This is a genomic window from Variovorax sp. dw_954, from assembly GCF_018449755.1.
Lineage (GTDB): Bacteria > Pseudomonadota > Gammaproteobacteria > Burkholderiales > Burkholderiaceae_C > Variovorax.
In genome coordinates, this window is record NZ_JAAVVD010000016.1 from 1 (window position 1) to 25,338 (window position 25,338).

The following is a 25,338-nucleotide window of genomic DNA, read 5'->3' on the forward strand; positions in this document are numbered from 1 at the left end:
GCTTTGTCGGCGCCAGAGGAATGTTGTTGAGCAGTTGATACTGGCAGTGCACCAGCCATACCCGCTGCACCGAACCATCGCCACCCTCCAAAAGCAGCCAGCGCAACGACTGGCACGCCCAGCCATATCCACATTCTGTTTGTCATTGATTGCTCCGGATGAGGAAAGAGTTCAGGTTGCAAAAGCCAGATCCCGGCGAGAGCCCAAATGGGCACCAGAAAAGCCAGCGCCAGGGAGACCCACAGGAAGGAGCGCCAAGGTTGAGAGGATGGACCCCGCATCACGCAGCCACTCCGGAACTGTTGTCCTCGGACTTCGCCGTCTTTTTGGAGCCTTCTTTCGGGTTCGCCTGCACGCCATTCATCGTTTCGCAAACGACCAAGGGCGGTAAGCCGCCAGGTAGCACCGGCAGTGCTTCGGGCAGATTGCCCGTGCTGTAGTACACGCAATTGCCTCGGATCAGGTCCTTGCGCCAAGGAAGTTCCGGATTCAAAAAGCAAGCGTATCTTGTTGCGAAGTCCTCCCATTGCAGGATGCCCGGCCTGGGTCTCCCACCAAATTTGGTCAAACCGAAGTCCTGCAATCGCCAATCGGCCACTGCACACAGATACTGGTAGAACAGCGGATCACTCGGCGCCTTCCCTTGCCCGATCGCAACGTCATAGGCCGTCACGTTCCGGTGGTTCGCCCGGCTGCCGAAGATCGCGCCATGGAACGAACGACCCGATGCCGAGTTCTGCCAGCGCAGGCGCATTTCATCGGGCGTTTCCAGGCGCTTGATCAGCAACTCGCCGGTAGGCCTGCTGGGTCCAGAGTTGCCTTCCATGCAGAGATACGCTGCCGCCACCACGCATGACTGCGTGTTCGGCTTGCCGGCGTTGAGCACCATCTCCACTCGCGCGCGCATCCAGTCCACGCGTGCAACCCTGTACGGGTAGGTCGCCCCATTGGGGCTTTGTTGTATTTCACCGCGCGTCATCTGTTGTATTGCATCAGCGTCCGGATTGCGCATTACCTGCCAGATGTAGTGATCTTCATTGCCTTGCAGCACGTGATCGCCAGCTTTGCCGTAGTCACTCGTCGCAGCGATGGAAGCATCGATGGGGTCAACCTCTTCGTACGCGCCTACGGGCGCATTTCTGGCGACATCCGGGGGAAGATCCTTGGACTGCAGCGCGCCGGCGTAGAGGTCCGCTGTGACCTTTTTTTGAAGCGGCTCGCCATTGATGGTGCGCCAGCCCCTTCGAGCGATCGCTTGTGTCTCGAGGCCGGCGCCCGCCGGGGCGGGTATGGGCTTGCCGGCGCTGTCGGCGTTCGCCTGTTCCAGCTTCTGGCGCGCGGTACTCGCCATGCCGGTCATTCCGGCCGCGTGGTCGAAACCGTTCTCTCCCTTCACGAGCAAGGCGAAATCGTGGACCTTGTCCTGCCCGATGAGCACAGGCTGGCCGGCACTCGGGTCAGGGCGCCTCTTGGCGGTGAATACACGCTGGAAGAATCCGCCCCCCAGTTCCTTGAAGGGCTCCCTGAGATGTTGCACCGGCCCTGGAACGGGCATGCTGGAGCGCGGTTCAATCTTCACTCCGAGCTTCGCGCCGCGCTGGAAGTCGGGCACGCCTTGCCAGCCAATGCCCTGCATGCTTTGCAAAGCCACCGTCATGTCTTCCGGGCAGAAGTAGAGGTAGACCTTGCCGCGGTTGTCCCGGTCCTTGCCGGGCTCCCATTTGCTGCCGACCACGCCCCGGCACTTTGCATCGCCCAGTGCGGTGAACTGCGGCTCCTGATGCTTGCTGGCGTGCACGTGCTTCACGATGTTGGCCAAGGTTTCCGCCCGGGCACGCAAGGTCTGGCCGTCCTGCAGGTACTTGTATCCGCCCTTCATTGCATCGTCCCCGTCCGCGCTTGCCAGGTCCACGGCGTCGGCCATCCATGACACATCGTCGACCAGGCTGTAGGGTGGATGGGTGATCACCACGGTATCGGCCGGGAGCAGCCCTTTTTGCTGCAGGAATGCCTGCGCCAGCAGGCTGATGAGGCATCCTTGACTGTGCGCCACGATGGACACCGACTCATCCGCGTCGTAGTCGCGAATCATTGAAATCAGCGCAGCCATTCGTTGGGCCGCCAGGATCATGTACATGCGCCCTGGGTTGCCGAGAACAGGCCGGAGTGGGTCGCCAGCGGCCATGTTCAGCAGACCCAGTGCACCCCACTTTCCGCGACCCCACATGTCGGGAATGGTCGCGGTCGCGTTGGCAAACGGGCCACCGCCCTTGCTCAAGTCCTTGTCCAGGCGGTTGCCGAAACGATCGACGGCTTGCCCGTGTTTGGTCTGACTTCCTGGCCTGGCCTTGGCATCAAGCTCGCGGAATCCCCAGTAAAACGGAATGAGCGGGCTCCGCGTGCTGTCGTCGATCTTGCGCTTGAAGAAAACGGCATCCGGATCGACGACGAGTTTCCCCTTGTCGTCCTTGGCCGGCATCCGATAGACACCTGACGTGAAGGGCCGACCCAGTCGATCGGCGAGTCCGTCACACAAACCGCCTTCGACGGAATCGAAGGACGTTCCCACATCGTTGACGCCGTGAATGACGATGACCGTGCCCGGCAAGTCCGGCGGAATGGCCACCTTCTTGTCCGCCACGCGATCCACCTGCAAGCAACTTGTATCGCTGGCGACGGCCTGCTTGGATTTCTCGTAAATGCTGCCCATGAATTCCGCTCCCTGTCTGTTGAATCTTTTTTCGTGGCGCTCTTGCCGGCGCTCAGTCGTGAAAGATCTGGATCGCCGCTATCTGCATGGCCTCGCTCTTTAGTAGCTCCGTCAGGCCGCCTCCGTCGCTGGTCCCGGCCTTGACACTGCCATCCGCCATCCGGATCTCGTAGCGGCGGTTGGCTGCAGGGCTGGGTTTGTCACCGTCTGCGCCCTCGTAGTGCAGGCGGAACTTCTGGTCGGGCGTGCCTTTTTCGAACTGCGGCAGGTCCGTGCTTTTGGTTGCCGGCCCCGTGCTGTTGACGCTGGCAGACTTGAAAATGATGCCGCCCTTGGTGCCCAGCACGATGTCATCGCTGATCTCGATGAAGGAGCCACCCTCCGTGATGAAGGTGAACTTCTTGGCCATGCCGACGATGTTGCCGTCAGTGGCGGTCCACTTGATATTCTTGGCGGCGTTGACCTCGAAGTCGTCGTGCTGGCTCTGCAGCAGGAACTTGCCCTGGTTGGCAATCGCCTTGATGCCTCCGCTGTGCGCGAACAGGCCGATGCCCTGGCCTGCATTGACATTGAAACGCTGGCCAGCGGTGTACTGCATGTGCTTCTGCGCCACCGCGTCGGCGTTGATCCCGGCATAGCTCACGATTGACTTCGACGTGGCAACGCTGATGCCGCCAGGCGCGGTAATGGCCACCACCGGCGCTCCGCCGTCGGCGCCGTTCTCGTCCGTGTTGGAGCCAGCCTCCCAGTTCTTGACGCTGTCCTTGAGTTCGGCCTGCGGCTTGTCGTCGATGGCCATCCCCTCATGCTCGCTGGCGTATTGACCCAATGCCTTGAAGAGGTCGAGGCAATCCTGCATCAGGCCGAGGTATTCCGCGCGGGCCAATTGCTTGTCGTTGGCGTTCAACTGCTTCCAGGCCGAGATCAACAGCGCCTTGGCCGAGCGGATCGCCACGCTTTCATCGCTGCGCAACTCGGCGCCCTCCCCGCGCGGCGTGGCTCGGCCGTCGGTTCGCGGATGGGTGAGGAAGCCTGCGTTGAGTTGCGTGTTCGCGTGCGTGGTGCCGACCTGCACGCTGACTTGGCCCGGGCTATCGTCATAGCGTGTCTGGCTGAAGCCGCTGCCGTGAATCTCCTTGGTCTTGACACCGGAGATATAGCGATTGCCGGGCAACCGGCCGGCGTTGCTGAAGGTGGGCGGCGGGTTGCGGCCGTTGTAGACGAGGCCCACGATCACCGGCCTGTCCGGGTCGCCGCCCAGGAAGTTCACGATGACTTCCATGCCTTCGCGCAGTGGATAGAACTCGCCAAAGTTGGCGCCGGCCATCGCAAAGCCCGCGCGTACCCAGCCACTGTCGCGGTCGGTTCCACTTGTGCCGGCGCCACTGGAATGGGCGTGATCTTCCGGGTTGTAGCCCTGGAACTGGATCTTGAAGCGTCCCTGCTCGTCACACCAGACTTCCTCTCCCGGAGGTGCCACGACGATGGCGGTCACCGGATACACCGGCGGCAAGTCTTCGCCCGGATTCCACGCTGGAACGATCGGCGTATCACGCCGGACGGCCTTGAATTGATTTCGGTAGCGCCTGTCTTCGTCCAGGGTGTGCTCGCGCGTACCGGTCAGCAGATTGATACGCGCGTCGAGTTCCTTGGGAAGGTTGTTCTCGCCAAGGTGCCGGATTTCAACAATGACATATTGGCGTTCGTGCGCCGGATGCGCATCGATGGTGGGATGCCCCTGGATATGGATGTATTGCCCCACAGGCAAATCACGCACGCCGCTTTCGCCGTGCAATGTTTTGGATTCGAGCGCATGTCGATCCGCTCGCAGCCTTGTGCGGCGCATGTGGTCTGCGGCGTTGTCGGCCGCATGAGGCATTTCAATCTGGCCGTCTTGCAATAGCCGGCTGAATGCATCCCCGCCTTCTCCCTGATCCACCCCTGTGGACTCGGCGGCTCCCGTCATCTGGACGGTCTTGTAGTCCCAACTGCCACGCGACACACTTGCAGGCGAAAGCTCACGCTCGAAGACGAGGCCTGTGATGGCATCGCGCCGCTCCGTAGCGTCATCCCGGTGGAACTGGACGATCCCGCCAGGGTAGGCGTCCAACCGGTAAGCATCGTCGAACAACACGAGTTCATGCACCGGTGTGCCCTTGCTGCTTTCGGCGGGACGGAAGAACCACGCGATGCCGGAGCGCTTCCACAAGCGATTCAGGAAGGCAGCGTCGCTTTCATTGCATTGATGCACGAACTCGCGCTGCGGATAGCGGGCAAGGTCGATCAGCTTGATGTCGTACTCGAAAGCCCAGGCCAGCGCCGTACTGCGCTGACGCCATTCGATCAGGACGGTCTCCGTGATCTCCATGTCGCTCTTGCCGCGAAAGATCCTGGAGTTCCTTCTGCCGCGCATGATCTGAACGGTATCGGTGGCGGTGAGTTCGTAGACCGTGAGCGCACCATCGGACTGGCCGAGCTTCGCGCCAGTGACAATCGCGCAGATGCTGCGCAAGCCACCTGTGTCCGTGACGAATTGAACCTCGACCGGTTGGCCGATGAAGGTCTTGAGCGGAAGGTCTGCGCGTGTGCTCAGGCAGGTGAGAAGGGCGTCAATGCCCTCGCATATCGCTTCACGTATGTCTATACGCTGCAGGAGAAGGACATCGCCGAGGGCATTTGATCTCCCAAGCTTGAGCCGAAGCGCTCGATCGGATTGAGACAAGCCCTGACCCGCGAACAACTGGCGCAACTCGGCAACGTTCATGACCTTCACTCCCTGAAAGCTATTTTTTTTGATTGACCCGAAAGTCTACATGCCCGGGCCATTGGCGGGCCGGGCAGGCGCGCTCGCAGAAGCCGTCCTCGCCGGCTTCACCTGACTCGTACCCCTACATCGCCCGCAGCAAGTTGGCTAGCTCCACGGCCGACTTGACATCCATCTTCTCGAAAATCCGCGCGCGGTGGACCTCCACCGTGCGCACGCTGATCGCGAGCTGGTCGGCGATCAGCTTGTTCGGCAGGCCTTCCACCACCCTTTGCATGACGTCGCGCTCGCGCTCGGTCAGTTCGCCTATGCGCGCCGACAGGCGCGAGCGCTCCTTCTGACGCTCGACTGCACGCAGGGACGCGCCCAGCGCCTGCTCGATGCGGTCGACCAGCGCGTTGTCGGAGAAGGGCTTCTCGCAGAAGTCGAAGGCGCCGCGCTTGACCAGGTCCACCGCGGTCGGCACGTCGGCATGGCCCGTGAGAAAGATCACCGGCATGGTGTCGATCAGGCCGCGCTCCGCGAGCCGCTCGAACAGCACCAGGCCGCTGGTGCCGGGCATGCGCACGTCGAGCAGCAGGCAGCGCGGCTGTGTCGGGGCGGAGAGCCCGGGGTCACCGGCCAGCCGGTCCTCGAAGGCCTCGGCGCTGGCGAAGTGCTCGCTCATGAGCCGTCGCGAGCGCAGCAGCCAGGCGAGTGCCTCGCGTACGCTGGCGTCGTCGTCGACGATGAAGATCAGGGCATCGATCAGAGGTTGCATGGGTCAGGCGTCGGCGGCAAGGGCAGGGGCGGGAAGTTCGAAGGGCGCGTTCACGATCGCCGGCAATGTAAATCGAAACACGGTCCCGCGCGGTCGGTTCGGCTCGAACAGCAGCGCGCCGCCATGTTGCTCGACCACGGTGCGGCACAGGCTGAGGCCCAGGCCCATGCCGTCCGTGCGGGTGGTGAAGAAGGGCGTGAACAGGCGTCGCGCCACCGCGTCGTCGATACCGCTGCCGATATCGGCCACCGCAAATTCGAGCCAGCGCCGCGCTTCGGGCGCCGGATCCGCGCGGCCGGGCACGGACGCCACCCGCAGCAGCAGAACGCGCTCGGTGATGGTGGGCTGGTCCATCGCCTGCATGGCATTGCGGGTGAGGTTCAGCAGCACCTGCTCGACCAGCGTGCGGTCGCACAACACCTGCGGCAAGGCGGGCTCCAGCACGATGTCGATGCGCACGCCGAGCTTTTGCGCCTGCAACCTCACCAGCGGCATTACCGCGTCGAGCAGCACCTGCGGCGCCACCGGCTCGCGCGTGCGGTCGCGGCGGCGCACGAAGTCATGCACGCTGCGGATCACCTGGCCGGCGCGCTCGGCCTGCTCGCCGATGCGCCGCATGGCCATGGAAAGTTCGGCCGAGGCGCCGTCGGTCTGGCCGCCGAGCAGGTTGAGCGAACCGGTGGCATAGCTGGCGATGGCGGCCAGCGGCTGTGTCAGCTCATGGCTCAGCAGCGACGCCATTTCGCCGACGGTGGCCAGGCGCGCGCTGGCCTGCAGGCGCTCCTGGCTGGCGCGCGAGATTTCCTCGATGCGGCGCTGTTCGCTGAGATCGACGAAGGCGCTCATCCAGCCGGTCTGCAGACCCTGCGCATTGATCAGCGGCGCCTCGAAGATCAGCACCGGAAAGCGCGCGCCATCCTTGCGCATGTAGACCGATTCGAAGCCGTTGCGCGGGGGCACGCTGCCGCCGATCCGCATGTCCTGCCGCTGCTGGTATTCGTGCGCCAGCTCGGTCGGCCAGTAGGGCGCCTCCACGGTGCCGATCAGCTCCTCGGGGGTGAAGCCGACCATCGCGCAGAAGGCCGGGTTGACGTAGGTGATGCGGCCCTGCAGGTCGCGCGCGCGCAACCCGGTGATGACCGAGTCTTCCATCGCCTTGCGAAAGGCGAGCGTGTCGGCCAGCTCGCGTTCGGCCTTGAGGCGCCGCCGCGTGTCGCGCGCCAGCAGCACCAGCACCGACACCAGCGCGATCGACACCGCCGTGACCAGCGCCGTCAGCAGGTTCGGGAACAGGTCCGGCTCGGAGCGCCAGCCATCGACCCGAAACATCAACGTGACGCCGGGCAGGTCCAGCAATTGCTGCGATGTGAAGACGCGGTTGCCGGTGCGGCGCGCCACGCCCACGGAGGCGAGACGGGTGCCGTCGGGCTCGGAGAAGATGACCTCCTGCCCGCGCCGCAGCGTCGGCCCGACCAATTCGGTCAAGGTGTCGCGCAGCGAATAGGTCGCGACCAGGTAGCCGCCCGCTTCGGAGGGCAGGCAGATCTCCAGCACCTCCAACCCGTTGCCGGCGCTGTTCGAGACGTAGTGGCTGGGCGAATAGGCCGGCGCCGACAGCTTGCTCGCGGCGGTGCAGGCCAGCGCGATGTCGGACTGCATGGCCTCGCGCGCGTCCTGCTCGAAAAGGCGCATGCGATAGGGCGTATCAGTGGCGGCGAGCAGGCGCAACTGCGCGTCGCGCCACTCAAGGCGCAACCATTCGCGGTGCGCGCGCAACTGGCTCGTGGCTTCCATCTCGGGCCAGCGCCTGGCGTTGGCGGTTTCGGTCAGCAACGCGTTCAGGCTCTGCGCGTTGCGCTGGAGGCCACCTCGGAGTTCGGACAGCGCGTCGGCGGTGTCGTGGTCGAGTACGACCTGCATCTGCTCGGCCTCGTGCCGCCCGGCCAGCCACACCACGGTCGCGAGCAGCACCAACACCAGCATCGCCAGCAACAACCACAGGAACCAGCGCTGCCACAACGAACGCAGCCGCGCGAAGGCCTGCCCTGCCGGCGCGACGGATGAGTGCATCGGCTCGTGCATTCAGTGCCCCGGGGTAGCGCAGGCGCTTCGGGGGTGCTTCATCACCCGGCGATGACGCGGTGCGCAAGCGCCGGCAACTGCTGCCGCGCCGCCATCACCCGGGCGATGTCGATGTCGCAGCTCACCACGCCCTCGCCCGTCGGGCGCTGCGCAGCGATCGTGCCCCAGGGGTCCACCACCAGCGACTGGCCCCAGGTGCGCCGCCCGTTCTCGTGCGTGCCGCCCTGGGCCGGGGCCATCGCCCAGGCCAGGTTCTCGATGGCGCGGGCGCGCAACAGCACCTCCCAGTGCGCGGAGCCGGTGGTGTGCGTGAAGGCGCTGGGCACCAGCAGCAACTCCGCGCCCCGCGCCGCCAGCGCGCGGTACAGCTCCGGAAAACGCAGGTCGTAGCAGACGCTCATGCCGACGCGCCAGACATGCCCGTCGCGCGAAGGCAGCTCGAACAGCACCGGCTGAGTGCCGGGCGTGATGACGCGTCGCTCGTCGTAGCGTTCGGTGCCGTTGTCATAGTGGAAGAGATGGATCTTGTCGTAGCGCGCCACGCAGTCACCGGCCGGCGAGAACGCGAGCGAAGTGTTGAGCACGTGAAGATCGTCCTCCGGGCTCACGAGCGGCAAGGTGCCGCCCACGATCCAGAGGCCGAACTCGCGCGCCGCATCGGCCAGGAAGCGCTGCACCGGGCCATCGCCGGGCTGCTCGCGCAGTACGAGCTTGTCGGTGTCGCGCCGGCCCATGACGCAGAAGTATTCGGGCAGCACCGCGAGTTCGGCGCCGGCGGCGGCCGCTTCGCCCAGCAGCGCATGGGCGCGCGCAAGGTTGGCCTCGCGTTCGACCGACGAGACCATCTGGATCGCTGCAACTTTCATGTGTTCTCCATGCCTGTGTTGTGCCCCTGCGCCCGGCGCTTCGTGTCCTCGCTGCCCCCAAGGAGGCGGCGCTCAAGGCTTCGCCTCCTGCGCCACCCGGCGCGCGACCTTGGTGATCTTCGGATCGGCCCAGGTGCCGTCGATCAGGAATTCCTGCGTCGCCGCGGCGCTCAGCGGCTTGCTCAGCGCGTATTGGGCGAGGAAGGCGGCGAGTCCGATGGCGGGGTTGATGACGGTCGCCGCCAACGCCGCGGTGCCGGCCGATATCTCGGGCACCACGACCACGCGCAGCGACTGGGTTTCACGCGTGATGTTGGCCGTGCCCTCCATCAGCACGGCCGCGTTCACGCCCTTCATCTGCAGGTTGTTGGTGCTGGCGGTGCCGTCGCTGATCTTCGCGTCGCCGCGGATGAAGTCGAACTGGAAGCCCTGGCTGAAGATGTCCCGGAAATCCAGCGTCAGCCGGCGCGGCAGCGCCTGCAGGCTCAGCACCCCGAGCAGCTTGGCCAGCCCCGGGTCGGCCTTCAGGAACTGGCCGGACTCCACGTCGATGTGAAGCTTGCCGCCCAGGCTCGGATAGTCGAGCGAGAACGGTGAGCCGCGCCACTCGACTGCTCCGTCAAGCCGCCCATGGCCGCGCCGCACCACGTCCTTCATGTTGAAGCGGTTGAGCAGCAGGCCCACATCCGTGATGTCCAGCGTGAACTGCATGCTGGTGCGCCGTGCATCGCTTCGCGGGCCGGGCGCCGCGGTCGCCGGCAGTGCGCTCCAGCTGCCCTCGGCGACGAAGCTGGCCTCGGGGGTGCTGAGACCCAGCTTGTTCAGCCGCCATTCGTGGCTGGCGCCGCCCAGGTTGACCGCGTTGATCTCCGCCCGGCCCAGCCGACGGTTGAACAGCTCGAAATCGTCGACCACGATGTCGAGCGCCGGCAGCGTGCCGGGTTGCTCGTCGAGCAGCGACTCGACCTCCGTGGCCTCGCTGGGCGCGATGCGCAGCCGCGCCAGCCGCGCATACAGGCGGCCATCCTGCGACTGCCGGTATTCGGCGTAGCCGTTGAGATCGTTGGCGTCGATATTGGCGCGCCAGACCTGCCCGTCCCGGCTGCCGCCCAGCACGACGTTCTGGAGCTTCCGCCGCGACATCACCAACTCCTGCGCGCGTACGGCGATCACCGTGGGCAGGTAGCCCGAGGCCTCCTCCTCCGTCGCCGCCGCTGCGCCGAGCGCTTCCGGCGGGCTGCCCGTGGCCTCACCGAACACCGATTTCCAGGCATCCACATCAAAGCGCGCGAGCCGGATGTTGGCCAGCACGCCCCGCGCCGGCGAGGCGGCCGACTCGCCGGCCTCGAGCCCCATGCCGATCGCGCCGTTGATGACCTTCGGTTCGTTGCCGGAGATGTCGCGCTGGTAGCGGATCGACGCGAGCCGGCCGAGGTCCAACTGCAGTTCGTCGCGTGCCGCCGCCGTCGCCGATGCGCGGGGCAGGAGCTTCTTCTCGAGGCGCAACGGCAGGGCATCGGCCGCCGGCTTGGCCAGCGGAGCGGGCAGGTCGAGCGCCAGGCCCTGCAGGCTGCTGGCGAGGCTGAATTCGGCGACGCCGTCGCGCACCGACAGCGTGCCCGCATAGGGCGTGCTGCCGCTGGCGCGCTTGGCCAACCGGCTCAGCCAGCCCACCTCGCGCAGGCCGCGCAGGCCCTCGGCGGTGGCCGTGCCCTGGGCCTTGTAGACCATCTCGCTGCCGCTGCCGGCGTAGCGTCCCTGCCCTTCCAGCTTGACGTCGCCGCCGGCAACGCGGGCCTGCACGCCGGCCAGCGAGAAGCCGCTTTCGGTGAACGTGAGCATGCCGCGCGCCTGCGTGAAAGCGGGCGCCTCCGGCATCGGCTGCACCTCGTTGTCGGCCAGCGTGACGCTGGTCTGGAGCTTGAACTTGTCCATGGCCTCGAGCGGGAGTTCGAGGCGCACCTTGTAGTCCGCATTGCCGGTGGCACGGGCGCGCGCGATGGCTTCGCCCGGCGCGCCGCCCACGATGGGCGCAGCCGCCTTGATCAGCGAGAACAGCGGTCCCTTGGCAAGGCCATCCACCTTGAGCAACGGGGCGGCATGCGCCATGTCGGCGATCTCGGCATCGGCCTTGGCCACCTCGATGCCCTGCACGCCAGCGAAATGGCCGCGCGCGTTGTGCACCTGCATGCCGGCGCGCTCGAAGATCAACTCGCCCGAGAGGCCGGTCAAGGCCGGCCACGCACCCGCGGCCGGCGGCGCACCGGGCGCGGGCGGCGGCACGTAGGCGTAAGTCACGTCGTTCACCTTGGCCACGATGCGGAAGTCGCCCTGCTTCGGATCGTTGAAGGGCATGTCGTGCAGGTCGCCGCGCACCTTGAAATCGACCGTAGACGCAGTGCCCTTGTTCACGCTGTCGCGCACATAGTCGCGCGTGGACTTGGGTATGACCAGCGGCAGGTAGCGAAACACCCGGGTGCCGTCGGCCTTGGTGAGCTGGCCTTGCAGGTCGAGCACGCCCGGATAGCGCCCGCGCGAGCTGGCGGGGTCGCTGGTGCGCCAGTCGGCCCTGGCCTCTCCTTGCGTATCGGCATTGGAAAAGCGCAGGCCCGTCACCTGGACCTGCGTGGCGGGCCCGTCGAGCTTCCAGGCGACCTTGCCCGTGAGCTGGTCGATCGGCACCACCGGCTCCTCGAAGACGCCGGGGAAGGCGAACGCGCCGTTCGCGATCGCGATGTCTGCGGTGCCGCCGGCCTGGGTCGCGTCGAAGGCGACGGTGGCCCCGCGCAGGCCGGGCGTGCCGGTCGGCACGGCGGCGGGCACGTTGGTTCCGCGTGCCGCGGGCGGCCTGGCGGGCGCCGGCTCGCCGGGTTGCGAGGCGACGGCCAGGTCGCTGACACGGCCGCGCGCCTGGTACTTGTCGGGTGTGCCCAACGGCCCTTGCCAGCTCGCATCGATGCGCTCGAGCAGCCCGCGCAAGTCATGGGTCGAGAGCGCGCGATGGGTGGGCTCGTCGAGCGGCAGCCGGCTGGCGATCTGCGTGAGCGCCCCGAGGTCGAGCCGGTCGGCCTTGAACACACCGCGTTCGGATCCGGTGCGCCCCTTCGCGGGAATGCGCTCGAAGCTCAGGTTGCCGCCGGGCCAGCGCGTGCCGTCGGCGGTGTCGAACTGCAGGTCGGTGGTCGAGAAGGTCAAGTGCTCGTCGTTCATGTCGCCGGCCAGCCGCCCGGTGACGCGACTCAACACCAGCGGCTCCAGCTTCTCGCCGAGCACCGCGTCGACGTGAAGGAGGGCCAGGTCGAGCGCGCCGCCGTGGACCTCGCCGTCGTTCACATCCGCCCACAGCCGCAGCGCGCCGTTGGCTTCGCGGATGCGCGCGTCGAGCGAAACATAGGCGCCCAGGCGCGCGACATCCATGTGGGGAAACTCGGCATAGATCTGCCCGTCCCAGGTCAGCCACTTGCCGGCGTGCGTGGTCAGGAAAGGTTGCCGGAACTGGCCGCGCAAGGTGAAACGCTGGCCCCAGCCTTCGGGCGGCGTGGCATCGAGGCGCATGGCATGGCGGCGCGTGCTGTTGCGCACGACCAGGCTCACGTCGGTCAGCAACAGCGGCTCGGCGTGGCGCGTCTCGTCCGTCCAGCGCACGGTGCCGCCCCGCACGGCGAATTCGCGTTGCGAGAAGAACCAGTCAGCCGCGCGGGTGTCGCCGCTGGTGTCCGCGTGCATGTCGAGACCGGCAACGTGCAGCTTGCCCATGGCGTCGCGCCGCACCTCAACCTCGGGGTTCTCGATGTAGATCTGCTCGAAATTGAAGCGCCACAGTGAACGCGGCGACACGCTGGCCACCACGCGCGCCAGCTTCAGCGCCTGGCGGTCCAGGCTGTCGTGGAGCACCACGTCATGCAGCTCGAATGTCGGGAAAAGGCCTTCGGAAACGGCGGTGATCGCGCCGATTCTCACGGGCACCCCGATGGCCTTCGTGGCCTGCGCCTCCAGCACGCCGCGGTACTCGCCGATTCGCGGCACAATCCATCCGTGTAGGACAACGACCGACAGTGCGAACAACAACCAGGCGGCGATCAGGAGTCCAAGCATCCAGCGCGCCGTGACAGCGGTGACCTGGAGCAGACGTGAGGGGGATGACGTCGTGTCGTTCATTAAGGATCGCGCGCTGTGTCAGGAATTATGACCGCCAGCATTCAGACCAGTTCCAATCCGGACGCGCATGGCCATGGTGCCACCGCGGCGCCCGCCGTGCAGCTTTCATCGCATTCCCGATTCGTGCAACGGCTGCGACGCCGCTATGCCGCCGACCTGGCGCTGCTGCCGCCCGGCGCACCCATGCGCGGCCATTTCACGCAGGCCTACGAAGCCTTGCGCGCGCGCGGCTCCTCGGTGGCGGACGCCTTGCGCATCGTTCGCAATCTGGTGATGGAGCGCCTCGTCACGCTCGACTGCGAGGCGCAGGCGTCCCTGGAGGTCGTGACCACTGCGGTGACGCAGCTTGCCGAGTTCGCGCTCGACACGGCCTGCCACGAAGCCCGGCGCGAGCTGGCCCTGGTGCATGGCCAACCGCTCGGCCCGGACGGCCAGCCGGCCAGCCTCTGGGTCGTCGGCATGGGCAAGCTGGGCGCACGCGAACTCAACGTCTCCAGCGACATCGACCTGATCTACCTCTACGACACCGATGGCGAGACCGCCGGCGATGCGACAGGCCGCGGCAAGCTCGCCAACCAGGACTTCTTCGGCCGCATGGTCAAGCGCATCTACGCGCTCGTCGGCGACACCACCGAGCACGGCTTCGTGTTCCGCGTCGACCTCGCCTTGCGGCCCAACGGCAACTCGGGGCCGAACGCGGTCTCGCTTGACGCACTCGAAGAATATTTCCAGGTGCAGGGCCGCGAATGGGAGCGCTTCGCCTGGCTCAAGAGCCGGGTTGTGGCGCCCTTCGACTGCATCGCGGATGCCTCCGCGCAGGCGCTGCGCACCGTGGTGCTGCCCTTCGTCTTCCGCCGCTACCTCGACTACAACGTGTTCGACTCGCTGCGCGTGCTGCACCGGCAGATCCGCGAGCAGGCTGCGCGCCGCAGCGCAGGCCGTCCATCGCGCGCCAACGACGTCAAGCTGTCGCGTGGCGGCATCCGCGAGATCGAATTCACCGTGCAATTGCTGCAGGTGGTGCGCGGCGGCCAATACCCCGAGCTGCGCACCCGCCCCACGCTCGACGCCTTGCAGCGCCTCGCCCGCGCCGGACTGATGGAGCAGGCGACCGCCGACGCGCTGGCCGAGGCCTATGTCTTCCTGCGCCGCGTCGAGCACCGCATCCAGTATCTCGACGACCAGCAGACCCACGCACTGCCCGTCAACGACGACGACCTGCGCTGGATCGCGCAGACGCTCGGCTACGCGGATTGCTGCGAATTCCTGACCCAGCTCGACGCGCATCGCGAGCTGGTGGCGCAGGAGTTCGACAAGCTGCTGGGCGGCGAGCCGAAGCCGTGCAACGGCAAATGCAACGGCAAGTCGGGCCAGGCCACGCCGGCGGACATCACCGGACTGCTCGACGAACTGCCCCCCGCCTTCGCCGAGCGCGTCAAGCGCTGGGTCGACCATCCGCGCGTGCTGGCCCTGCGCGAGGAAGCCCAGGGGCGCCTGCGTCAGCTCGTGCAGCGCACCGGCCAATGGATGCGCGACGAAGCGGACGGCGACGGCGCCGGCGAGGTCGCCGACCACCTGCAGGCCGCGTTGCGCTGGGCCGACTGGATCGAACCGCTGCTGCGCCGCGAAAGCTACCTCGCGCTGCTGGTCGAACGGCCCGCCGTGCAGCGCCGCCTGCTGCGGCTGCTGGGCGCGGCCAAGTGGCCCGCCCGCTACCTGCTGAAACACCCAGGCGTGATCGACGAACTGGCCGACGACCACATGCTGACCAGCCGCTTCGATGCCCAGACCTTCGAGCAGGAGCTGGAAGAACGCCGCGGCGCCCTGCGCAGCACCGGCGAGGCGGACGAGGAAGCCATGCTCAACCTGCTGCGGCGTGCCCATCACGCCGAGGTGTTCCGCACTCTGGCGCGCGACGTCGAAGGCCGCATCACCGTCGAGCAGGTCGCCGACGACCTCAGCGCGCTGGCCGACACCGTGCTGCGCGTGACGGCCCGTTGGTGCTGGCCACTGGTGCGCAACCACCATCGCCCGCAACCGCAGTTCGCCATCGTCGGCTACGGCAAGCTCGGCGGCAAGGAACTGGGCTACGGCAGCGACCTCGACATCGTCTTCCTCTACGAAGACGACGACGAGCGGGCCGCCGAGGTCTACGCCGCCTACGTGCGCAAGCTCATCAACTGGCTCACCGTCAAGACGGCCGAGGGCGATCTGTTCGAGATCGACACAGCCCTGCGTCCCAACGGCAACTCCGGCCTGCTGACCATCAGCTTCGACGCCTACGAGAAGTACCAGCTCGGCCGCGGCAGCAACACCGCGTGGACCTGGGAGCACCAGGCCATGACCCGCGCTCGCTTCGTGCTCGGCGACCCGGAACTCGGCCGGCGTTTCGACGCCGTGCGCGAGGCCACGATCACCTCGATCCGCGACCTCGATGCGCTCAAGGTGCAGATCGTCGCGATGCGCGACAAGGTGCGTTCGGCGCACCCGGTCAAGGCCGATCGGTTCGACGTCAAGCACAGCCCCGGCGGCATGGTCGATGCCGAGTTCGTGGTGCAGTACATGGTGCTGTCGGCCAGCGCACGTTTTCCGACGCTGCTGCCGAATGTCGGCAACATCGCGCTGCTGCAGCGCGCCGAAGACGCCGGCCTGCTGCCACCCGGCGTGGGCCGCGACGCGGGCGTGGCCTATCGTGAGCTGCGCCGCGTGCAGCACGTGGCCCGCCTCAACGAAGATCCGACCCAGGTGCCGCTGACCTCGCTGGTGGCCGAGCGCACGGCGATGCTCGCCTTGTGGAATGCGGCCTTTGGCTGAGCGCGGCATGCCGGGGGCAACACGCGAGGCGCTGACGCCGTTCACCTGCGCCGCACCGGTGCTGGTGGCCGCGGCACTGGCCGCTGCACTCGCCGGCTGCGCCAGCGGTCCGCGCAGCGGCAGCGATGGCGCCGAAGCCAGCGTACCCGCCAACCTCGACCGCGTGCCCGATGCGGAGCCGCGCGTCGAAAGCATCCGCGCCAGCGGCAGCACCAGCAAGCCCTATGTCGCGCTGGGCCAGACCTATGTGCCCATGGTCGACGATCGACCGTTCCGCGAGAGCGGCCTGGCCTCCTGGTATGGCCGCAAGTTCCACAGTGGCTCGACCGCGAGCGGCGAACCCTACGACATGTACGCCATGACGGCCGCGCACAAGACGCTGCCGCTGCCCAGCTACGCGCGCGTGCGCAACCCGGCCAACGGGCGCGAGGTGATCGTGCGGGTGAACGACCGCGGCCCCTTCGTCGATGGCCGCGTCATCGACCTGAGCTACACGGCGGCACTGAAGCTCGACCTGCTGCGTGGCGTGGCGCCGGTGGAGATCGAGCGCATCACCAACCAGGACATCCGCACGGGCGCGTGGCGACGTCCAGGCGACGCCGCCGTGGCGCAAGATACGTCGGCGCGACTGCCGCCATCGGACGCCGTCGCCGTGCCGGTCGGCCTGACGACGGAAGTCTCCGCGCCGCCGCCGCGTGGCGCCATGGGCACGGACCTGGCGCCCATGAGCCCCATCCCGTTGCCGCGCGCCACCGCGAATCCCCCGCCCGGCACCGCGACAGGCGCCGCGGAGAAGCCTGCGCCCGCAACCGGCTTCTGGGTGCAATTGGGCGCCTTCAGCCAGCGCGAGGGCGCAGCCGCCTTCCAGGAGAAGGTGTCGAAGCAGATGCCGGCGCTGAAGATGATGGTGTTCAGCGAGAACGGCATGCACCGCCTGCAGGCCGGCCCCTACGCCACGCGCGAATCGGCCCAGACGGCTGGCGAGCAGGTCCGCAACGGCCTGAACCTGGCGCCGGTCATCGTCGAGCGGCGCTGAAGGACCCCTGCCGCAGGCCCGCGACCGGTGGCCGTGGCAGAAAGATGCCTGCCTTCGGTCAGGCGCCCTGGTATTCGGGCTTGGGCCCCAGACTCGCTGCGAGCTCCTTGCGGTAGCGATTGAGTTCCTGCACCGTCTTGAAGCTGCGGTTCATCAGCAGGCTCATGTTGTGCAGGATGCGCTCGCCGACCTTGGTTTCCCAGACGGCGTCGAACTTGATCTGCTTGTCGAGCCAGTGCTCGAGCCAGTCCGGGTCGGGCATGCGGCTCTGGATGGTGTCGTTTGGAAACAGCGCCTTGTTCACGTGCAGGTTGGTCGGATGCAGCGCCTGTGCTGTGCGGCGCGCGCTGGCCATCAGCACGCCGACCTTGGTGAAGGCGGCACGGGCCTCGTCGCCGAACTTTTCCATCGCGCGCTTCATGTAGCGCAGGTACGCGCCGCCGTGGCGGGCCTCGTCCTGGCTCAGCGTGGTGTAGATGTGCTTGATGACCGGTTCGGTGTGCCATTCGGCCGCGCGGCGATACCAGTGATTGAGCCGGATCTCGCCGCAGAAATGCAGCATCAGCGTCTCCAGCGGCGGCGCCGGATCGAAGTCGAAGCGGACTTCATGCAGTTCCTGCTCGGTCGGGGCATGTTCGGGGCTGAAGCGCTTGAGATATTCCATCAGCACCAGCGAATGCTTCTGCTCCTCGAAGAACCAGATCGACATGAACGCCGAAAAATCGCTGTCGTGCCGGTTGTCGCGCAGGAACATCTCCGTGGCCGGGAGGGCCGACCATTCGGTGATGGCATTCATCTTGATGGTTTGCGCCTGCTCTGCCGACAGCTTGGTCGCATCGAAGGACTGCCACGGAATGTCCCGGTCCATGTCCCAACGGACGGATTCGAGTTGTCTGAAAAGTTCCGGGTAGAGCATCGATGTCTTTCTTAAGCCGAGGGATTTTAGTCGGCAGGGTTTGGCACGGCCGTGACAAGCGCGCGATGATGCGGAACACGCGCATCGCCGAATTGGATGCGCCATGCCGCTGGAGATACCCGATGCACTTACGCTCCCTGCTTTTCACGTCATTGACGGCCGCCGCGTTGGCCCCCGCCGCAGCGCTGGCCCAGCCGGAGGCCGCCTGCCCTCCGATCCTGCACCACACCTTCCCACGTTTGCAAGACGAAAAACCCCAATCTCTTTGCCAGTATTCCGGCAAGGTGGTGCTGATCGTCAACACCGCGAGCTTCTGCGGCTTCACGCCGCAGTACAAGGGTCTGGAGGCGCTCGACAGCAAATACCGTGGGCGCGGCCTCGCGGTGCTGGGCTTCCCGTCGAACGATTTCGCCCAGGAAACTGGCTCCAACAAGGAGATTGCCGATTTTTGCGAGAGCACTTTCGGCGTGAAATTCCCGATGTTCGCCAAGTCGTCGGTGCGCGGCCCGGAGGCCAATCCGCTGTTCAAGGAACTCGCCCAGATCTCGGGCACGACGCCCAAGTGGAACTTCTACAAGTACCTGATCGGCCGCGATGGAAAGGTGGTCGACAGCTATTCGAGCATGACGACGCCCGACAGCAAGGATTTCGTCCGCGAGCTTGAAAAGCAGCTGGCCGCGAAGTGAGTGACGGCGAATCGAAAACGGTATCGACAGCTTCCGGCATCTGCTTCACAAATGTTTACCTTCGGGGCGGGAACCTCGACGCAGCGGCTTTCCTCCTAAACCCACAGGCGATGAGCGCCTGATTGGTTTTCATGCTGCGAGGTCTTCCGGGCATTCATGTCCGGCTGAAATCCCGAGGCGATTCTTCTCCTCCTCCCTCCCTCCCTCTTCGCACGGGGCGCCTCGCAGCATTTTTGTATTGGAAGGACCGGCGGGCTCCGTGAGGGCCCAACGGGAACGCGCCAGGAAAAGCGCCGGGTTCAGGCCGGCAGCGTGTCCGCGAAGCTCGGCCGCAAGTGCAGCTTGTCGGACAGCTTGGCCAGGTTGGCATGCTCGCCGCGCCAGTCAATGTCGGGAAAGCGGAAGCTGACCCAGCCCAGCGCACAGCCGACCGCAATGTCGGACAGACTCAGGTGGATACCGCTGCAGAAGGGCTTGTCGCCGAGTCCCTTGGACATGGCGGCAATGCCGCCTTCGACCTTGGCGCGCTGGCGATCCATCCAGGCCTGGCTGCGCTCGCCGTCGGCGCGCTTGGGCCAAGTGGCTTCCAGGCGCCAGAGGATGCCCGCGTCCATCACGCCATCGGCCAGCGCTTCCCAGGTCTTGACCTCGGCGCGCTCGCGGCTTTGCTGGGGAATGAGCTTGCCGACAGGAGAGAGGGTGTCGAGGTATTCGACGATGACGCGCGAATCGAACATCGCCTCACTGCCGTCCATGATCAGGCACGGCACCTTGCCCAGCGGGTTGGACTGGCTGATGGTGGTGTCATCGGCCCAGACATCTTCCTTGATGAACTGGTAATCCAGCCGCTTCTCGGCCATGACCACGCGCACCTTGCGCACATAAGGACTGGCGGCGGATCCGATCAATTTCATGCGGGCTCTTCCCTCAGGGTGACATTCGTTGTAGCTTTTTGATTCTAGGGGAACCTCCCCGCGGGGAACTGACCGTCGGCGGAGAGCGAGGGGGAAACGCCACAGCCGGCACCTAAAATTGAAGGATGACCTTCTCCACTGTTTCCGCCCTGTCTCCCCTCGACGGCCGTTATGCCGGCAAACTCGGCGCGCTGCGGCCGCTGATGAGCGAGCAGGGCTACATGCACCGGCGCGTCCAGGTCGAGGTGGCATGGTTCATCGCGCTGTCGGACGCCGGGTTCGCCGAATTCAAGCCGCTCAGCGGCGGCGCCCGCAAGTACCTCATGGGGCTGGTATCCAACTTTTCCGAGGCCGACGCCCTGGCCATCAAGGACATCGAGAAAACCACCAACCACGACGTCAAGGCCGTGGAGTACTGGATCAAGTCGAAGTTCGAGGCCCGGCCTGAATTGCTCGCCGCCTCCGAGTTCGTCCATTTCGCCTGCACCAGCGAAGACATCAACAACACCAGCCACGCCCTGCAGATCCAGGTCGCACGCGACAAGGTGATGCTGCCCGCGCTCGACGGCATCATTGCCACCCTGCGCGACATGGCCGGCAAGTTCGCCGAAGTGCCGATGCTGAGCCGCACCCACGGCCAGACCGCCAGCCCGACCACGGTCGGCAAGGAGATCGCCAACGTGGCGGTGCGGCTGGCCAAGGCCCGCGGGCAGATCGCATCGGTGGCCCTGCTCGGCAAGATGAACGGCGCCGTGGGCAACTACAACGCGCACATCGCGGCCTGGCCGGAGTTCGACTGGGAAGGCTTCAGCCGCAAGGTCGTCGAGACGCCGGCGCCCCAGGGCCTGGGCCTGGGTTTCCAGCCCTACAGCATCCAGATCGAGCCGCACGACTACATGGCCGAGCTGTTTGACGCGTTCGCGCGCACCAACACGATCCTGATCGACTTCGCGCGCGACATCTGGGGCTACGTGAGCCTGGGTTACTTCAAGCAGCGCCTGAAGAAGGGCGAGATCGGCTCGTCGACGATGCCGCACAAGGTCAACCCGATCGACTTCGAGAACGCCGAAGGCAACCTCGGCCTGGCCAACGCGGTGCTGCGCCACCTGAGCGAGAAGCTGCCGATCAGTCGCTGGCAACGCGACCTGACCGACAGCACGGTGCTGCGCAACATCGGCGTGGGCTTCGGCTACACGGCGCTGGCGTATGCGAGCCTGGCCACGGGACTCGGCAAGCTGGAGCTCAACGAGCAGGCGCTGGCGGACGACCTCGACGCCTCGTGGGAAGTGCTGGCCGAGCCGATCCAGACCGTCATGCGCCGTTTTGGCGTGCAGGGTGCCTACGAGCAACTGAAGGAAGTCACGCGCGGCAAGACCGTGACGGCCGAGGCCTTGCATGGGCTGATCCGCTCGCTGGAGATTCCGCAACCGGAGAAGGACCGCTTGCTGGCCATGACGCCCGGCTCGTATACGGGCAAGGCCGCCGAACTCGCGAAGCGCGCATGAGCGAAAACACTCTTCCTCCCTGCCCCCCAAGGGGGCTGATTCGTCGGCGAACCTGATGGCCCTCAAATCCACCATCTTCAAGGCGAACGTCGCCGTTGCCGACATCGACCACAACTACTACGCCGACCATGCGCTGACGCTGGCTCGGCATCCAAGCGAGAACGACGAGCGGATGATGATCCGGCTCGTCGCGCTCGCGCTCAATGCGTACAAGCTGCAGGACGTGGTCCAGGGCGATGGCACGCTGACCTTCGGCGCGGGGCTGTCGAACGTCGATGAACCGGACGTCTGGCTGCGCGACTTCACCGGCGAGGTGAAGCTATGGATAGAAGTCGGCCAGCCTGAAGAGAAGCCCATCATCAAGGCCTGCGGCAAGGCCGACCAGGTGATCGTCTATTGCTTCAGCCATGCGGCGGGCATCTGGTGGAAGGGCATCGAGAACAAGCTGACGCGCCCGCAGAACCTGCAGGTATGGCGGGTGCCGAGCGAGACTTCGCAGGCCGTCGCCAGGCTTGCGGAGCGCAGCATGCAACTGCAGGCCACGGTGCACGAGAACACGTTGACGCTCGGCAATGGCGCCGAAAGCATCGACATCGAGCTGGTCCGTCTGAAGTAGCGCCTCACACGACTTTGAAATCAAGCGCAGAACAAGGCGAAGCGCCGCAGACAGTGCTGTAGCACGGCAATGCGATCCGACGCAGTGATGCGTTGATTGCGAAGTCGTATCAGTGCTGCGTGGCGGCCAGCAGCAACGCCACGCCCGATCCCAGCAACAAGGCGTCAAGCATGTACTGGAAGGCGCGCGGGCTGAGTCGCAGCACCATCGCCTTGCCCGCAAAGGTGCCGGCCATCAGCGACGACCCGACGACCAGCCCCTGTACCAGCACCTCCGCCGGCATGGCGCCCAGCCCCCGGAAGGTCAGCACCTTGCTGACGTACAGCACCAGCGAACTGGCCGCCTCGGTCGAGAGGAACGCGCCCTTGACCAGGCCATAGGCCGCGAACACCGGCACGCTCAGCGGCCCGGTGGACAGCACCACCCCCGTGAGAAAGCCGATGGCCCCGCCCGCGACGGCCATCTGCCACAGCCGGACCTTGAAGGCGCGCCGCTGCACCCAATGGCGAAACGGCACCATCGAAATGAAGAAGATGCCCAGCAACACGTCGATGAGCGTGGCCGGCAGCTGCAGCAAGGTGCGTGCACCCAGCGCCGCGGCCGGGGCGCCGGTCACCGAATAGGCTGCGAAGGCACGCCAGTCGACCTCGCGCCACCATGCCATCACGCGCGAGAGGTTGGCCATGATCGCGGCGACGGCCATCACCGGCACCGCCTGCTTGGGCCCGAAGGCGTAGACGAGCACCGGCAGCAACATGATCGAGGAGCCCGTGCCGATGACGCCGCTCACGGCGCCCGCCACCAGCCCCACGAGCAGCACGAACGCGTAGGCAGCCAAGCCGCGTCAGTCGCCGACGGTTGACGGAATGTCGGGGGCGGACTCGTCAGGCCAGACGTGCTCCGCTTCGCGTGCGCGCTCGGCGTACTTGTTGAAGCGCCAGGCCGTGTCTTCCATGGTGATGCGCCGCCAGGTGCCGCGCTTCTCGGCAGGCGTCATCGCTGGCCAGTGCTGCACTTCGTCGAAGCTGCGGCCGCAGCCCTTGCACTGGTCGTCGCCCTGGCTGGTGGAACAGATGGCGATGCAGGGTGTGTCGGGCGTGGTGCGATACCACTCCAACCACGCGGCCCAGGCCTTGGCCGGGAAGCCGACCTCGCTGACCTCGTCCTCGCGGTGGTAGACCATCAGCGCATAGACCTCGGCCAGCGCGCGCAATTCGGGCGCCAGCGTGATGCCGTCGGGCGACGGGCTCCTGTCGCGCCAGTAATTGATGGCGGCCTCGATGTCGGTGATGTGAATGGCGGCCATGAACGGGGCGAAAGCAGCGGACGCGCATCATAGACCGGGCAAGCCCCGAACGCTCCAAAGGTCTTTATGCTATTGAATTCATAGCAACAGACTCCCTCAGGATAGGCGTAGCGGACCTTTTTTCCATGTGAAACGCCGCATTCGAGGTTGCGGTGCGGGCAATCGCGATGCTTTAATCCACCTTCCGAAGGGGAGTAGCTCCCGTCCATCGCACCTTGCAATGGATATCGTCAGGCCGTCAATACGAAGCACAACACTTCCGGTCTGTCGGGCATCGCGCCTCTGGCGCGCTGTTGAGCAAGACCTTCGATTTGAACCCGTCAAAGGTTTGGTCGAAGCGCTCTAGAGATCTCCGGAACACCCGGCCCCGATCCTCCAGTCGACTCTTCCCCACCTGCGGAATGAATCGGAACGTACTGGAGTGACTTGCACATGGAGCTTTTTTCCGCCCCCTGGTTTTCGGCCTTGCTGGCCATCATCCTGATCGACCTCGTCCTCGCGGGCGACAACGCGATCGTCATCGCACTGGCCGCGCGCAGCCTGCCCAGGGAACATCAACGAAAGGCCATCGTCTGGGGCACGGTGGGCGCGATCGTCGTGCGCTCGGCCATGACGGTCGGCGTGGTCTGGCTGCTGAAGATTCCGGGCTTGATGCTCGTGGGCGGACTGGGCCTGCTCTACATCGCCTACAAGCTGCTGGCCGACACGCATGACGGCGACGACGAGCACGCCAGCGCCGGCGTGACCACCTTCTGGGGCGCGATGAAGACCATCGTGATCGCCGACGCGCTGATGGGCATCGACAACGTGCTGGGCGTGGCCGGCGCTGCGCATGGCGACTTCGTGCTGGTGATCCTGGGCTTGCTGATCAGCGTGCCGATCGTCGTGTTCGGAAGCACCCTGGTGTTGAAGCTGGTGCAACGCTTCCCCGTGATCATCCAGCTGGGCGCCGCAGTGCTTGCCTTCACGGCCGGCAAGATGATCGTGAACGAGAAGATGCTGGCCACCTGGTTCGGCGGCTCGAGCACCAGCAACCAGATCGCCTACTGGGGCGTGTGCGTCCTGTGCATCGTGGGCGTGCTGGCCGCCGGCTGGCTGAAGACGCGTCGTCGCGCGCGGACCCCGGAAGAAGGCCGCGCGGGCAACGACAAGGTTGCCGCGTAAGACTTGTCGAGCGGCCGCATCCCGCTCGGGTCCCACCCTTCACAACAGGAGCACATCATGGAAAAGATCATCGTGTACGTGGACGACGCGGCCTATGCGCGCGATCACATGGCCCGGTTGGTGGCGCCGGCAACCGATGCCGCCGGAGGCGCGCGCCACTGGATCCTGGTGGCTTGCGCGCCGCGCATGACGCACCGGATCAGCAAATGGGTGAGTCACAGCGCACGCGAGAACTGGCGCGCCAAATGGTTCGCCAAGACGGTGGCCGAGGTCACGCCGGTGCTCTGCGGTCCCGGCGACCAGATCACCCCCTCGCTTGCAACGGGCCGCCTGGCCGACATGACGCAGCAATTGCGGCTGGCGCACGGCGCGTCGAAGGTGATCGACGCACGCCGGCCCAAGCTGGGCGTGGACCTGGAGCCGGTGGCGCCCGATGTGCCGGCTGCCGGCCACTCGGGCTGGGCGTTGCCGGGCGCGGTGGTGGGCATGGGCGCCTTGCTGGTGCTGGCCAACGAACTGGGGGAGTAAGGGCCGTTCCCGCTGGCCGGTGTGAACTGGTCCCCGGCGGCCCTCGCCGCGCTTCGTCGCGCCGCGTTATCCTGAGAACATGCGACTGATCCTCAAATGGCTGCTGAGCGCCTTTGCGCTGCTGACCGTGGCCTACTTCTATCACCAGGTGCAGGTGAGCAGCTTCGGCTCGGCCCTGATCGCGGCCGCCGTGATCGGCTTCCTGAATACGATCGTGCGGCCCGTGCTGGTGCTGCTGACCTTGCCAGTCACCATCGTCACGCTGGGGCTGTTCCTCTTCGTGATCAACGCCTTGATGTTCTGGGCTGCGTCGGGCTTGCTGGATGGCTTCCACGTGACCGATTTCAGCGCGGCGCTCATCGGCTCGGTGCTCTATTCCCTGCTGGGCATCGTCATCGAGGCGGCCCTCGGGAAATGACCCACCCCCGAAGCGCCTGCGGCGCCACCCCCTCCAGGGGGCGCACCCAGCGGCCCGGCAAAGCCGGTTCCGCGGGTGCCCACGAATGAACTTCG

The 25,338-nt window shown here is 66.1% G+C and carries 18 protein-coding genes; 8 read left to right on the top strand and 10 right to left on the bottom strand.

Annotated elements, in window-relative coordinates:
• Nucleotides 1–280: 280 nt before the first annotated feature.
• From HB681_RS22820 to HB681_RS22845, 6 genes are all read right to left on the bottom strand, one after another.
• On the bottom strand, nucleotides 281–2,710 hold the full coding sequence (locus HB681_RS22820; RefSeq protein WP_213957159.1) for a DUF3274 domain-containing protein: 2,430 nt from the start codon (nucleotides 2,708–2,710) through the stop codon (nucleotides 281–283).
• A gap of 52 nt (nucleotides 2,711–2,762) precedes the next feature.
• On the bottom strand, nucleotides 2,763–5,474 hold the full coding sequence (locus HB681_RS22825) for a type VI secretion system tip protein VgrG (RefSeq protein WP_213957160.1): 2,712 nt from the start codon (nucleotides 5,472–5,474) through the stop codon (nucleotides 2,763–2,765).
• A gap of 124 nt (nucleotides 5,475–5,598) precedes the next feature.
• Complete coding sequence (locus HB681_RS22830) at nucleotides 5,599–6,234, bottom strand: response regulator (RefSeq protein ID WP_213957161.1); 636 nt, start codon at nucleotides 6,232–6,234, stop codon at nucleotides 5,599–5,601.
• A 3-nt stretch (nucleotides 6,235–6,237) separates the two neighbouring features.
• A complete protein-coding gene (locus HB681_RS22835; protein WP_256735065.1) occupies nucleotides 6,238–8,304 on the bottom strand; it encodes an ATP-binding protein in 2,067 nt (688 codons plus the stop codon).
• 53 nt (nucleotides 8,305–8,357) lie between these two features.
• A complete protein-coding gene (locus HB681_RS22840; RefSeq protein WP_213957163.1) occupies nucleotides 8,358–9,182 on the bottom strand; it encodes a carbon-nitrogen hydrolase family protein in 825 nt (274 codons plus the stop codon).
• 72 nt (nucleotides 9,183–9,254) lie between these two features.
• Nucleotides 9,255–13,340 carry a YhdP family protein gene (locus tag HB681_RS22845; RefSeq protein ID WP_213957164.1) on the bottom strand — a complete coding sequence of 1,362 codons (4,086 nt, stop codon included), beginning with the start codon at nucleotides 13,338–13,340 and terminating at the stop codon, nucleotides 9,255–9,257.
• A 27-nt stretch (nucleotides 13,341–13,367) separates the two neighbouring features.
• Here HB681_RS22845 and glnE point away from each other — a divergent pair, with 27 nt between their 5' ends.
• Both glnE and HB681_RS22855 read left to right on the top strand, forming a co-directional pair.
• On the top strand, nucleotides 13,368–16,154 hold the full coding sequence (gene glnE / locus HB681_RS22850) for a bifunctional [glutamate--ammonia ligase]-adenylyl-L-tyrosine phosphorylase/[glutamate--ammonia-ligase] adenylyltransferase (protein ID WP_213957165.1): 2,787 nt from the start codon (nucleotides 13,368–13,370) through the stop codon (nucleotides 16,152–16,154).
• Between the two features lie 7 nt (nucleotides 16,155–16,161).
• Nucleotides 16,162–17,190: a septal ring lytic transglycosylase RlpA family protein gene (locus HB681_RS22855; RefSeq protein ID WP_213957166.1), complete on the top strand. Its 1,029-nt coding sequence runs from the start codon at nucleotides 16,162–16,164 to the stop codon at nucleotides 17,188–17,190.
• A 58-nt stretch (nucleotides 17,191–17,248) separates the two neighbouring features.
• On the opposite strand, the gene HB681_RS22860 is transcribed toward HB681_RS22855, so the two are convergent.
• Nucleotides 17,249–18,106, bottom strand: coding sequence for a ferritin-like domain-containing protein (locus tag HB681_RS22860; protein ID WP_213957167.1), 858 nt, complete (start codon nucleotides 18,104–18,106; stop codon nucleotides 17,249–17,251).
• Between the two features lie 122 nt (nucleotides 18,107–18,228).
• Here HB681_RS22860 and HB681_RS22865 point away from each other — a divergent pair, with 122 nt between their 5' ends.
• Nucleotides 18,229–18,792 (top strand): glutathione peroxidase, encoded by a 564-nt coding sequence (locus HB681_RS22865; RefSeq protein WP_213957168.1) that lies wholly within the window; start codon nucleotides 18,229–18,231, stop codon nucleotides 18,790–18,792.
• Nucleotides 18,793–19,091: 299 nt separating this feature from the next.
• Here the strand turns inward: HB681_RS22865 and HB681_RS22870 are convergent, their stop codons facing one another.
• The gene (locus HB681_RS22870; protein WP_213957169.1) at nucleotides 19,092–19,706 is read right to left on the bottom strand and encodes a glutathione S-transferase N-terminal domain-containing protein; all 615 of its coding nucleotides are present in this window, start codon (nucleotides 19,704–19,706) and stop codon (nucleotides 19,092–19,094) included.
• A gap of 125 nt (nucleotides 19,707–19,831) precedes the next feature.
• Between HB681_RS22870 and purB the strand changes: the two genes are divergently transcribed.
• A complete protein-coding gene (gene purB, locus HB681_RS22875; RefSeq protein ID WP_213957170.1) occupies nucleotides 19,832–21,211 on the top strand; it encodes an adenylosuccinate lyase in 1,380 nt (459 codons plus the stop codon).
• 55 nt (nucleotides 21,212–21,266) lie between these two features.
• Complete coding sequence (locus HB681_RS22880) at nucleotides 21,267–21,827, top strand: YaeQ family protein (protein ID WP_213957171.1); 561 nt, start codon at nucleotides 21,267–21,269, stop codon at nucleotides 21,825–21,827.
• Between the two features lie 109 nt (nucleotides 21,828–21,936).
• Here HB681_RS22880 and HB681_RS22885 read toward each other — a convergent pair whose 3' ends face one another.
• The gene (locus tag HB681_RS22885; protein ID WP_213957172.1) at nucleotides 21,937–22,665 is read right to left on the bottom strand and encodes a sulfite exporter TauE/SafE family protein; all 729 of its coding nucleotides are present in this window, start codon (nucleotides 22,663–22,665) and stop codon (nucleotides 21,937–21,939) included.
• Between the two features lie 6 nt (nucleotides 22,666–22,671).
• A complete protein-coding gene (locus tag HB681_RS22890) occupies nucleotides 22,672–23,133 on the bottom strand; it encodes a DUF3717 domain-containing protein (protein WP_213957173.1) in 462 nt (153 codons plus the stop codon).
• Nucleotides 23,134–23,565: 432 nt separating this feature from the next.
• Between HB681_RS22890 and HB681_RS22895 the strand changes: the two genes are divergently transcribed.
• From HB681_RS22895 to HB681_RS22905, 3 genes are all read left to right on the top strand, one after another.
• Nucleotides 23,566–24,297 carry a TerC family protein gene (locus tag HB681_RS22895; RefSeq protein ID WP_213957174.1) on the top strand — a complete coding sequence of 244 codons (732 nt, stop codon included), beginning with the start codon at nucleotides 23,566–23,568 and terminating at the stop codon, nucleotides 24,295–24,297.
• A 57-nt stretch (nucleotides 24,298–24,354) separates the two neighbouring features.
• Nucleotides 24,355–24,825 carry a hypothetical protein gene (locus HB681_RS22900; protein ID WP_213957175.1) on the top strand — a complete coding sequence of 157 codons (471 nt, stop codon included), beginning with the start codon at nucleotides 24,355–24,357 and terminating at the stop codon, nucleotides 24,823–24,825.
• Between the two features lie 79 nt (nucleotides 24,826–24,904).
• Nucleotides 24,905–25,243: a phage holin family protein gene (locus tag HB681_RS22905; RefSeq protein WP_213957176.1), complete on the top strand. Its 339-nt coding sequence runs from the start codon at nucleotides 24,905–24,907 to the stop codon at nucleotides 25,241–25,243.
• Nucleotides 25,244–25,338: the final 95 nt, after the last annotated feature.

What these genes read in the sequence shown, in the direction of transcription:
- HB681_RS22820 (WP_213957159.1), bottom strand. Translation starts at nt 2,710, where the DNA reads ATGGGCAGCATTTACGAGAAATCCAAGCAGGCCGTCGCCAGCGATACA.
- HB681_RS22905 (WP_213957176.1), top strand. Translation starts at nt 24,905, where the DNA reads ATGCGACTGATCCTCAAATGGCTGCTGAGCGCCTTTGCGCTGCTGACC.
- HB681_RS22845 (WP_213957164.1), bottom strand. Translation starts at nt 13,340, where the DNA reads ATGAACGACACGACGTCATCCCCCTCACGTCTGCTCCAGGTCACCGCT.
- HB681_RS22880 (WP_213957171.1), top strand. Translation starts at nt 21,267, where the DNA reads ATGGCCCTCAAATCCACCATCTTCAAGGCGAACGTCGCCGTTGCCGAC.
- HB681_RS22840 (WP_213957163.1), bottom strand. Translation starts at nt 9,182, where the DNA reads ATGAAAGTTGCAGCGATCCAGATGGTCTCGTCGGTCGAACGCGAGGCC.
- HB681_RS22860 (WP_213957167.1), bottom strand. Translation starts at nt 18,106, where the DNA reads ATGCTCTACCCGGAACTTTTCAGACAACTCGAATCCGTCCGTTGGGAC.
- HB681_RS22865 (WP_213957168.1), top strand. Translation starts at nt 18,229, where the DNA reads ATGCACTTACGCTCCCTGCTTTTCACGTCATTGACGGCCGCCGCGTTG.
- HB681_RS22830 (WP_213957161.1), bottom strand. Translation starts at nt 6,234, where the DNA reads ATGCAACCTCTGATCGATGCCCTGATCTTCATCGTCGACGACGACGCC.
- HB681_RS22855 (WP_213957166.1), top strand. Translation starts at nt 16,162, where the DNA reads ATGCCGGGGGCAACACGCGAGGCGCTGACGCCGTTCACCTGCGCCGCA.
- HB681_RS22835 (WP_256735065.1), bottom strand. Translation starts at nt 8,304, where the DNA reads ATGCACTCATCCGTCGCGCCGGCAGGGCAGGCCTTCGCGCGGCTGCGT.
- HB681_RS22900 (WP_213957175.1), top strand. Translation starts at nt 24,355, where the DNA reads ATGGAAAAGATCATCGTGTACGTGGACGACGCGGCCTATGCGCGCGAT.
- HB681_RS22870 (WP_213957169.1), bottom strand. Translation starts at nt 19,706, where the DNA reads ATGAAATTGATCGGATCCGCCGCCAGTCCTTATGTGCGCAAGGTGCGC.
- glnE (WP_213957165.1), top strand. Translation starts at nt 13,368, where the DNA reads ATGACCGCCAGCATTCAGACCAGTTCCAATCCGGACGCGCATGGCCAT.
- HB681_RS22825 (WP_213957160.1), bottom strand. Translation starts at nt 5,474, where the DNA reads ATGAACGTTGCCGAGTTGCGCCAGTTGTTCGCGGGTCAGGGCTTGTCT.
- purB (WP_213957170.1), top strand. Translation starts at nt 19,832, where the DNA reads ATGACCTTCTCCACTGTTTCCGCCCTGTCTCCCCTCGACGGCCGTTAT.
- HB681_RS22895 (WP_213957174.1), top strand. Translation starts at nt 23,566, where the DNA reads ATGGAGCTTTTTTCCGCCCCCTGGTTTTCGGCCTTGCTGGCCATCATC.
- HB681_RS22890 (WP_213957173.1), bottom strand. Translation starts at nt 23,133, where the DNA reads ATGGCCGCCATTCACATCACCGACATCGAGGCCGCCATCAATTACTGG.